Annotated in this window: 9 protein-coding genes and 3 tRNA genes; 7 read left to right on the top strand and 5 right to left on the bottom strand. The window is 41.5% G+C overall.

All coding sequences use genetic code 11. The features are described from left to right. Positions 1–40 precede the first annotated feature (40 nt). The 3 genes from ENH88_RS16835 to ENH88_RS16825 all read right to left on the bottom strand — a co-directional run bounded on the left by ENH88_RS16835 (position 41) and on the right by ENH88_RS16825 (position 314). Positions 41–117, bottom strand: a tRNA-Asn gene (locus ENH88_RS16835). Positions 118–139: 22 nt separating this feature from the next. Continuing rightward, positions 140–216, bottom strand: a tRNA-Asn gene (locus ENH88_RS16830). 21 nt (positions 217–237) lie between these two features. Next, a tRNA-Asn gene (locus ENH88_RS16825) sits at positions 238–314 on the bottom strand. A 1069-nt stretch (positions 315–1383) separates the two neighbouring features. Here ENH88_RS16825 and ENH88_RS16820 point away from each other — a divergent pair. Genes ENH88_RS16820 through ENH88_RS16805 form a run of 4 tightly spaced genes read left to right on the top strand, consistent with a single transcriptional unit; the run spans position 1384 to position 6377 of the window. Then, a complete protein-coding gene (locus ENH88_RS16820; RefSeq protein ID WP_304183971.1) occupies positions 1384–2763 on the top strand; it encodes an MATE family efflux transporter in 1380 nt (459 codons plus the stop codon). Further along, complete coding sequence (gene uvrB, locus ENH88_RS16815; protein WP_304183970.1) at positions 2760–4760, top strand: excinuclease ABC subunit UvrB; 2001 nt, start codon at positions 2760–2762, stop codon at positions 4758–4760. The genes ENH88_RS16820 and uvrB overlap by 4 nt, the downstream gene beginning before the upstream one ends. Next, positions 4753–5682, top strand: coding sequence for a class I SAM-dependent methyltransferase (locus tag ENH88_RS16810; RefSeq protein WP_304183969.1), 930 nt, complete (start codon positions 4753–4755; stop codon positions 5680–5682). Before uvrB ends, ENH88_RS16810 begins: the two co-directional genes overlap by 8 nt. A gap of 5 nt (positions 5683–5687) precedes the next feature. Continuing rightward, complete coding sequence (locus tag ENH88_RS16805) at positions 5688–6377, top strand: tRNA (adenine(22)-N(1))-methyltransferase (protein ID WP_304183967.1); 690 nt, start codon at positions 5688–5690, stop codon at positions 6375–6377. A 28-nt stretch (positions 6378–6405) separates the two neighbouring features. Here ENH88_RS16805 and ENH88_RS16800 read toward each other — a convergent pair whose 3' ends face one another. Continuing rightward, the gene (locus ENH88_RS16800) at positions 6406–6648 is read right to left on the bottom strand and encodes a hypothetical protein (protein ID WP_304183966.1); all 243 of its coding nucleotides are present in this window, start codon (positions 6646–6648) and stop codon (positions 6406–6408) included. Positions 6649–6830: 182 nt separating this feature from the next. Between ENH88_RS16800 and ENH88_RS16795 the strand changes: the two genes are divergently transcribed. Next, positions 6831–7280, top strand: a complete 450-nt coding sequence (locus ENH88_RS16795; RefSeq protein WP_304183964.1) for a methyltransferase family protein — start codon at positions 6831–6833, stop codon at positions 7278–7280. Between the two features lie 62 nt (positions 7281–7342). Here the strand turns inward: ENH88_RS16795 and queC are convergent, their stop codons facing one another. Then, positions 7343–8023 carry a 7-cyano-7-deazaguanine synthase QueC gene (gene queC / locus ENH88_RS16790; RefSeq protein ID WP_304183973.1) on the bottom strand — a complete coding sequence of 227 codons (681 nt, stop codon included), beginning with the start codon at positions 8021–8023 and terminating at the stop codon, positions 7343–7345. A gap of 148 nt (positions 8024–8171) precedes the next feature. On the opposite strand from queC, the gene queE reads away from it, so the two are divergent. Together queE and ENH88_RS16780 are read left to right on the top strand one after the other, a co-directional pair. Then, entirely contained in the window at positions 8172–8837 is a 666-nt protein-coding gene (gene queE, locus ENH88_RS16785; protein ID WP_304183963.1) for a 7-carboxy-7-deazaguanine synthase QueE, read from the top strand. 174 nt (positions 8838–9011) lie between these two features. Beyond that, complete coding sequence (locus ENH88_RS16780) at positions 9012–9755, top strand: class I SAM-dependent DNA methyltransferase (protein ID WP_304183961.1); 744 nt, start codon at positions 9012–9014, stop codon at positions 9753–9755. Positions 9756–9795 lie beyond the last annotated feature (40 nt).

Genomic DNA, 9795 nt, shown 5'->3' with positions numbered 1-9795 from the left:
GAGCTAAGGGGGAACTACAATAACTTAAATTTATATGATTTGGCTCCCCCTCCCCGACTCGAACGGGGGACCTGCGGATTAACAGTCCGTCGCTCTAACCAACTGAGCTAAGGGGGAACAATATCATATTACATAAACTTGGCTCCCCCTCCCCGACTCGAACGGGGGACCTGCGGATTAACAGTCCGTCGCTCTAACCAACTGAGCTAAGGGGGAATCGTTTATGGTTGAAAAGATTGGCTCCCCCTCCCCGACTCGAACGGGGGACCTGCGGATTAACAGTCCGTCGCTCTAACCAACTGAGCTAAGGGGGAAGCGTATGTGCCTTTCAACGGGGCGAAATATTAATGACCGCGCTGCAAAGTGTCAACACATAAAACCGGATAAACAAAAAAAAGCAGTCTGTTCGATGTTTTTATGTTCGATCTGGCTGTTTTGTAGCTTTTTTTATCCTTATTTTACTGTTTTCGATCGTGATGTTTTATCAAACTGCGACTTTTCAAGGTTACTAAACAGTCAAGTTGACTGTACTGTAAATTATAAAAAGTGAGCATTTATGTACTTTTGTACGAATAAGTTTATGAAATACACTTTTTTAACGCACGTGGTTAAAGTTGCAAACTCGCGCAGATTAAATTTACCTGTGTATTTAATCTGCCCTGAATGAAAAGCGCTGAAAACTAAATGACGTGGAGATCTTGCTGCTTAATTTATTGTCGTAACACTAACTGCGATAGTAATGTAATTCTTACTTGTTGTTTTATTTCAACTAGTTAATGTTTGTTTTTGGATCTGGGTTGGTATCCAAATAAAGTCAGTAGCTCATTGGTACAAGGGCTAAGTATGTTTTTTGAGCTGTTTGAGTCAAATTGTCTAAAGTTAGTATTTACCAACATTGTTACTGGGGTGTTTTAGTCGTCCCTTTGTAGGCCTTTATTAACGTGGCTTTGCAAGAGTTATCCACGGTTTCTGTGGATAACTCTGTTCATGAAACTTTAAGAACGTTGGCAGAGCCATGTTTTTAGGGTGCTGTGAGGATATCAAGCATTTAAAACAGTTTTTTTATCTCATTTTAAAACAATGACTTGTAAAAAGAAGCTGAAAGGAGTTAGGTTGATGAGTAAATTTATTCGTGACGATTCGATTGGCGCAAATTTTGTGTAAAAATGCAGCGCCAGCCGCGATGTTTTTGTGATAAAGGTTATAAAAATGTATCTTTATTGTTTTTAATGGTGGTTCGAAGTGAAATTGTGATTAAGCGTGTAAAAAGAGCACTTTTCTATGATTTTTTAGGCCTTTTTATAATCACTTGATAAATGCATGGCTTGCAAAGCCTCGATGCTTTAAAATACCACGCTTAATAAAAGAGGTTTATTTATTCCCATGCGCGCAACTTTGCAGACTAACACAGCTCCCGATTTATTAAATGATCCCATCGTGCCAACACTGAAGAGAATGACGATCCCGATGATTTTTGGGATGATCACGTTAATGATGTTTAATATTGTCGATACATTTTTTATCAGTTTACTCGGCACTGAGCCATTAGCTGCGGTCAGTTTTACCTTTCCTGTTACTTTTACGGTGATAAGCCTTGCAATTGGTTTGGGTATTGGTACGTCGGCGGTTATTGCTAAGGCGCTGGGGAGTAATAATATTGAAGAAGCACGCTTTGACGCCAGCATCGCATTATTAATTGCTGTGGTGATGGTGGTGTGTTTATCGCTATTTGGCTATGTGTTTATCTCCCCTATATTTAGATTGCTGGGAGCAGGGGAGCAAGTACTGCCGCTGATCCATGAGTATATGAGTGTGTGGTTTTTAGGCAGTGTGTTTTTAATAACGCCAATGGTGGGGAATTCAGTATTACGTGCCAGTGGTGACACTAAAACACCCAGTATAGTGATGGGGGGAGCAGGGCTTATCAATGCTGTGCTCGACCCCGTATTGATTTTTGGCTTTGGGCCAATCCCCGCACTTGGCATTAAAGGCGCTGCGATCGCCAGCGTAATTGCATGGTCGGTAGCCGTTATCATTATTTTATATTTGTTAGCAGTAAAAAAAGGCTTGCTCAGCCTAACTGCAAATAATCAAACTCCATTAGGCTCTATACGAAAAATTCTTAAAATTGGTTTGCCAGCGGCAGGCGCAAATATGTTAACGCCGATTGCCATGGCGGTGATGATCGCCATGGTTGCTCATCATGGCCCAGAGGCTGTTGCTGCATTTGGCGTAGGCAGTCGGATTGAATCTATCGCCAGTCTAGTGGTGTTAGCTTTATCGATGACCTTACCGCCATTTATTAGTCAAAACTTTGGTGCAGGTAAGCTTTGCCGTGTTAAAGACGCGTACACCACAACATTAAAGTTTGTGATGATTTGGCAGTTTGTTATTTATTTACTGCTGATTGTATTTTCAGGTGTGATCAGCGAGTTGTTTGGTAAAGAGCAGTTGGTTATTGATGTGATCACATTATTTATTTTTACCTTGCCGCTAAGTTACGGTTTGCAAGGTGTGATTATTTTAACCAACTCATCGTTTAATGCCTTACATAAACCAATGAATGCATTAATTTTGAGTGTGATCCGACTGTTTATTTTTTATGTGCCATTTGCCTACATTGGTAATTTATACGCCGGTTTACCGGGTTTACTGATTGGCGCTGCCGCGGGCAATTTATTTACTGCAATTGTAGCTTATAAATGGTTTATCAAAGAACTGAATATGATCAGTAACCAAGCTGTACAGGAGTGCCAAGCATGAGCGACCATTTTCAACTGGTGTCTAAATTTAAACCCGCTGGGGATCAACCTACCGCTATTGCACAGTTATGTGAGGGATTAGAAGCCGGACTTGCTCATCAAACTTTATTAGGGGCTACAGGCACAGGTAAAACCTTTACCATGGCGAATATTATCAATGATTTGAATCGTCCAACGATCATCATGGCGCATAATAAAACCCTTGCAGCACAGCTTTATGGTGAAATGAAAGAGTTTTTCCCGCATAACGCAGTGGAATATTTTGTCTCCTATTATGATTACTATCAGCCAGAAGCCTATGTTGTTGCCAGCGATACCTTTATTGAAAAAGATGCCTCGATTAATGAGCACATAGAACAAATGCGCTTAAGTGCAACCAAAGCATTGTTAGAACGTAGAGACACTATTATTGTGGCATCAGTGTCAGCCATTTATGGTTTGGGTGATCCAAAATCATATATGAAGATGATGCTATTGCTAAAAGTGGGCGAAAAAGTGGATCAACGCGATATGCTGCGCCGTTTAGCTGAAATTCAATATACCCGTAATGACATTGATTTTAGCCGTGGTACCTATCGAGTGCGCGGTGAAGTGGTGGATATTTTCCCTGCAGAGTCAGACACCTTTGCAGTACGTGTGGAAATGTTTGACGATGAAATAGAACGGCTCAGTATTTTCGACCCATTAACAGGCGCAGTTGAAAAACACATTGTGCGGGCAACTATCTACCCGAAAACTCACTATGTCACTCCCAGAGAGAAAATTCTTGATGCGGTTGAGCATATCAAAGCGGAATTAAAAGATCGGCGTGCGCAGTTACTCAGTGCTAATAAATTAGTCGAAGAGCAACGCGTTGCACAGCGTACGCAATATGATATTGAAATGATGACCGAGCTTGGCTATTGCTCTGGCATTGAAAACTACAGCCGTTATTTATCTGGCCGCACGCCGGGCGATCCACCGCCAACCTTGCTTGATTACTTACCCGATGATGCATTGATGATCATTGATGAATCCCACGTTACGGTGTCGCAAATAGGCGCTATGTACAAAGGTGACCGCAGCCGTAAAGAGAATCTCGTGGAATATGGCTTTCGTATGCCCTCAGCGATGGATAATCGGCCACTGCGCTTTGAAGAGTTTGAAGCCATTGCCCCACAAACAATTTATGTATCAGCAACGCCTGGCGATTTTGAACTGGAGCGTTGTGGAGATGATATCGCCGAACAAGTTATTCGTCCAACGGGGCTGCTTGATCCACAAATTGAAGTACGCCCAGTAGCCACTCAAGTAGATGATTTATTGTCTGAAATTTATAAACGCGTAGCAATTGATGAACGCGTGCTGGTAACCACATTGACCAAGCGCATGGCTGAAGATTTAACCGATTATTTATCTGAGCACGATGTAAAAGTACGTTACCTGCATTCAGACATAGATACCGTTGAACGGGTCGAAATTATTCGTGATTTTCGCGCTGGGGTGTTTGATGTGTTAGTAGGTATTAACTTACTGCGTGAAGGTTTAGATATGCCAGAAGTGTCGTTAGTTGCAATACTCGATGCCGATAAAGAGGGCTTTTTACGTTCAGCTCGGGCACTCATTCAAACCATTGGTCGTGCGGCTCGCCACTTAAATGGCCGTGCTATTTTGTATGGTGATCGGGTTACTAAATCTATGGCCAAAGCGATTGATGAAACTCAGCGCCGCCGCGATATTCAACATGCTTACAATATTAAGCATGGCCTTGAGCCGCAAGCGTTACTTAAAAAGATCACCGATATTATGGATGTTGGTGAGCGAGCTGGCCCACAAGATAATTTACAGCTGATCCGTAAACAAAGTAAGCAAGTGCTCAGTGCGAAAGAGATCGCAGTGCAAATTAAGCAACTCGAAACCAAAATGCATGCGTACGCCAGTGATTTAGAATTTGAAAAAGCCGCATCCGTTCGTGATGAGATCCATGAATTACAACAACAGTTAATTAAAAATGCATAATTTTACGCCCCTTATTACTGCACTTGAAAGTGCGCCCTTAGCAGACAATGAACTTTGTCGTGTGTTTCATGGCCGTGGTCACACTACCGAACATTTGAGTCATCTAAATATCGACTTTTACCCACCGTGTTTATTTTTAGTGTCGTACGATGACGTTGACTCACAAACGCTAACGCAATTAAGTGAGCAGCTTTGGCAATGGGCACAACAACACGCTAAAGAATTAATCACCTCGTTGGTATTTCAACAACGCGCCGGACAACAAACTGAAAATAAACTGTTATTTGGTCAACTTCCGAGCCCGCATAGTGTTAAAGAAGGTGAGTGTGAGTTTTTAGTGGATTTAATGAGCCGTCAAAACACCGGTATATTCCCCGATATGCGCCGTGGCCGAGAGTTTGTTCAAGCCCATAGTAAACACGCTAAAGTATTGAATTTATTTTCTTACACTTGCGGTTTCTCGGTTGCTGCGATGCATGGTGGGGCCGATAGTGTGATCAACATGGATATGAATAAAGGTGTGTTACGTACCGGCAAACAAAATCATCAACTAAATGGTGTTGATCGTGGTGTGAGTTTTTTACCGCACGATATTTTAAAGTCATTCGGAAAACTCAAAAAAGCCGCGCCATTTGATTTAATTATTGTTGATCCGCCAAGTTTTCAAAAGGGTAGTTTCATTTTAACCAAAGATTACCAAAAAGTGCTGCGTCGCTTACCTGAGTTGCTCAATGAGAAGACTAAATTATTGCTCTGCGCTAATAGCCCTGAACTTAGCGAAGCTGCATTTAAAGCGCTCATTGCTGAATATACGCAAGGCGCCATTGAATTTGTAGAGCGCCTGACGCCCACTCAAGGGTTTACAGATGTGGATAGTGATCGCAGTTTAAAAGCCTTAGTTTACCAAGCAATAGCACAGTAACAACGATGCGTTTAAGTAAACGGTTAGCAACAATAGACAGTTTTGTTGAACCTGGTTATCAAGCCATTTGGGACTGTTGTTGTGATCATGGTTTATTGGGAATGCAGTTAGTTGCGCGAGAAGTGGCAAATACAGTGCACTTTGTTGATATTGTGCCAGCTTTAATGGACGAGCTGACAGCTAAATTAGCTCGTTACAGCCCCATTCAAGGTGTTGCACATTGGCAAGTTCATTGTATGGATGTCGCGGCTATTGAGCTTAATTTTCAGCAACGCAATTTAGTGATCATCGCCGGTGTCGGTGGTGAGTTATTGTTGCGGTTTATCAACCACATTTTAGCAGCGCAGCAGCAATTTGCGAACACACACAGAAATGAAGCATTAGCGGAGCTGGAATTTATTATTTGCCCTGTCCACCATACTTATAAAGTGCGAGAGGGGTTGCTAGAGCAAGGAATGAAGCTAATAAATGAAGCGATTATCAGTGAAAATAATCGCTTTTATGAAGTGATACACATTAGCAAACAGGCAACGCGCAGTTTAACACTGACAGGCTCTAGCATGTGGCACCGTGGGCAACCACTGCATTATCAATATCAGCAAAAATTGCTTACCCACTATCAGCGCATGCTTAATCAAAACCCAATTTATTATCAACAAGTGATCAACAGCTATACTCAGGTGTTAGAGCCGTAAACATTAACGAATGCAATGTGGCCAATCATTATAATTTATTAATTTCATGTTTTACGCTGTAACTTGGATCAGTCACGATAGCTTCTAATGTTTGTACACGTTCTTTTAACGCGAGCATTTCAGCAGTAACAGCAGCAATTTGATTATTCGACTCTTTGTTATCAGTGAGGGTGCGGTGCTTGAATTCTAAATGTTTTTTATACATATCGTACATTACTCCAAACCCAACCGAGATAAATACGATCATGACGACCATAGTAGTTCCTGACATGGTGTACTCCTTATTATTTTACACAGTGTGTAAAGTATAACCACAATGCGCAAATGATGAAGCTGACAATTGTAACTTTATTTGTATTAACGCGACCCTTAGCGGTATATTCATTAGTGATACAGTGTGGTGAGTGTTTAATAATATGTATACATTAAATTTAACAAAGGCAGTGAGTTAGTATGCTAAATAATAAAATTCCTCCGATTATCGTAGTACTCTTTTTTGCTATGGTTATGGCGATAATAGCTCACTATAGCGTAATTGATTTTACCGCTTTTATTTTTTACGCCGCGATTATTTTACTGGTTATAGGGTGTGTATTTTGTATTGCTGGAGTGGTTAGTTTTCGGTTAGCAAACACTACCGTCAATCCAAGAAAACCAGCGCAAGCGTCGGAGTTAGTGACTACAGGTATATATAGAATTTCACGCAATCCAATGTATGTGGGTTTTGCTTTTATACTTGCAGCTTGGGGAGTGTGGTTAGCATCACTGTGGGCACTGCTGTGCGTGATTGCTTTTATTAGCTATTTAACCTGGTTTCAAATTATTCCAGAAGAGCGGGAGTTACAGAAGATATTTGGCCAAGCATATAGCGATTATAAGTTACAGGTAAAACGCTGGTTGTGAGCTACTTGCATGGATCACCAGTAAGAAAAAGGCTATCGCGATGATAGCCTTTCTATTTTTGTTTACTCGTATTCGATAGGATCGGTTATGTTATTAAGGCTAAATGCTTCCAAGCGCTCTTGGCAAGCACCACACTTACCACAGGCTTTTTCACGGCCATTATAACAAGTCCACGTTTGGCTATAGTCCAAGCCCATTTTGATACCATCCGTTAAGATATCGATTTTAGTATCATTTAAATACGGGCTGAAAATTTCCACCGCATCGTAATTCGCAATACGGCAAACATCATCCATTTTTTGTACAAACTCAGGACGGCAGTCAGGGTAAATTGCATGATCCCCAGAATGCGCGCCGTAATAAACTTGACTCGCTTTGAGTGATACCGCATAACCCACAGCCAGTGACAGCAAAATCATGTTGCGATTAGGCACGATAGTGCTTTTCATGTTCTCGGCTTCGTAATGGCCTTCTGGCACATCGATATCATCCGTTAACGATGAGCCACCAATTAACTGATTGATCGCAGAAATATCAACAATCTTATGTGGTACGGCCAATTTTTCGCAGACACTGGCCGCAACTTTAAGCTCTTTTACATGACGCTGACCATAGTCAAATGACAGGGCATACACTTCATGGCCTTGTTGCAGGGCTTTATTTAATACGGTAAATGAATCCATACCGCCGGAATAAATCACAACTACTTTTTGCGTCATAACTGTTTTGCTCTTAGTTTTAATAGAGGTTTATATCAGGGCGCGATATACTACACGGCTGGAGCATAAATAACAATTTTTGACCGTGATTTTTGATTTTTCAAATCGGCTTTCTTCATGCTCAATAATTAATGACGCTCATAATCAATGCCAAGTAGTAAGTGAGATACTTTTGTACAAAATTAATGAAATATTTGAAACCATTCAAGGCGAAGCGAGCTTTACTGGCACGCCTGCAATATTTTTACGTTTACAAGGCTGCCCCGTTGGCTGTGCTTGGTGTGACACTAAGCAAACGTGGGAAGTGAATAATGTGTATAAAGTATCACTGGACGACACGGTTGAGAAAAAAGCCGATTCAGATCACTGGGCAGATGCATCCGCTGAGCAAATACTGAGTTTGTTTGCCGAGCGTGCTTATCGTGCCAAACATGTGGTGATCACCGGTGGTGAGCCATGCATGTACGACTTAAACCCTGTTTGTGAGTTACTCCACGCTAACGGCTACAGCACGCAAATAGAAACCAGCGGCACTTTCGAAATACTCGCCCCAGCACAAACTTGGGTAACGGTATCGCCAAAAATCAATATGCGCGGTGGCTACGAGGTACTTACATCAGCCATGCACCGTGCCGATGAAATAAAACACCCAGTCGCGATGCAAAAACACGTTGCAGAGCTTGAAGCGTTATTTGCAAAAACAGGCGTAAATCCCAAACTTGTTTACCTGCAACCAATTAGCCAAAAAGTCTCTGCAACTAAGTTGGCAATTGAAACCTGCATCGAAAAAAACTGGCGTTTATCCGTACAAGTACATAAGTATTTAGGGATAAACTAAAGCTGCCAGCGGTAAGCTTTAAGTTATAAGCAGTTTGGTGTTAAATTAAACGTTGTTGGGTTTGATGAAACTAAACCCAACAACGCTGTTTACTTTCATATCTGCTTCGTTAATGGTGATAATTCGTTTATTATGCGCGACTCAAAATACTCTACTACAAACCACTAGGCTTATATGTCCGCGAACGCGTTATACACAGACCTTTCTGATCACTATGACTTAATGTGCGCAGATATAGATTATCAAGCCCAAAGCTATTTTATTCACAGGCTACAGCAGATTTTCGGTAATAGCGGAAATACCCACCTTGATTTAGCGTGCGGAACGGGCCCGCATGTTCGTCATTTCATCGACTACGGTTATCAAAGTAGTGGGCTCGACATTAATCAACCCATGCTAGATAGAGCTGTCATTCGCTGCCCAGAAGCGCAATTTTCATTGCAAAATATGAGTGAGTTTGTGATCCCTGAGCAAGTGGATTTAATTACCTGCTTTTTGTATTCAATCCATTATTGCGACGGCATTAATAAATTAACAGACTGTATTACCAGCGTACACCATGCACTAAAAGCCGGTGGCATATTTTGCTTTAACGTTGTTGATAAAAATCACATCGATAACGAGTCATTTGTAGAGCATAGCGCTGAAAATGCAGGCAGCTTATTCACATTCCGCTCTGGTTGGCATTACAGTGGCAGTGGCGAACAGCAGTCATTAAAGCTCAGTATAAATAAAGCAACAGCAGATGAAACACTCATATGGCACGACGAGCACCCAATGGTCGCTGTTAGTTTTGCCCAGTTAAAAGAAGCCCTAAAGCCTTATTTTGCAATACATGTGTTTGAACATGACTACGAAAAAATAACCCCATGGGGTGAACGCTCTGGCAATGCCGTTTTTGTCTGTGTGAAAATTTAAATTAGAAAGTTCAAACAATTATTCACAAAGGGGCAATTAG

The sequence above is a fragment of the Pseudoalteromonas prydzensis genome (genome assembly GCF_011050055.1).
In the GTDB taxonomy this organism is placed as follows: Bacteria; Pseudomonadota; Gammaproteobacteria; order Enterobacterales; family Alteromonadaceae; genus Pseudoalteromonas; species Pseudoalteromonas prydzensis_A.
Note: the sequence above shows the minus strand (reverse complement) of the source record. Positions and strands in the feature narration are given on the sequence as shown.

Coding starts and splice junctions, on each gene's coding strand:
- ENH88_RS16820 (WP_304183971.1), top strand. CDS start 1,384: ATGCGCGCAACTTTGCAGACTAACACAGCTCCCGATTTATTAAATGAT.
- uvrB (WP_304183970.1), top strand. CDS start 2,760: ATGAGCGACCATTTTCAACTGGTGTCTAAATTTAAACCCGCTGGGGAT.
- ENH88_RS16810 (WP_304183969.1), top strand. CDS start 4,753: ATGCATAATTTTACGCCCCTTATTACTGCACTTGAAAGTGCGCCCTTA.
- ENH88_RS16805 (WP_304183967.1), top strand. CDS start 5,688: ATGCGTTTAAGTAAACGGTTAGCAACAATAGACAGTTTTGTTGAACCT.
- ENH88_RS16800 (WP_304183966.1), bottom strand. CDS start 6,648: ATGTCAGGAACTACTATGGTCGTCATGATCGTATTTATCTCGGTTGGG.
- ENH88_RS16795 (WP_304183964.1), top strand. CDS start 6,831: ATGCTAAATAATAAAATTCCTCCGATTATCGTAGTACTCTTTTTTGCT.
- ENH88_RS16780 (WP_304183961.1), top strand. CDS start 9,012: ATGTCCGCGAACGCGTTATACACAGACCTTTCTGATCACTATGACTTA.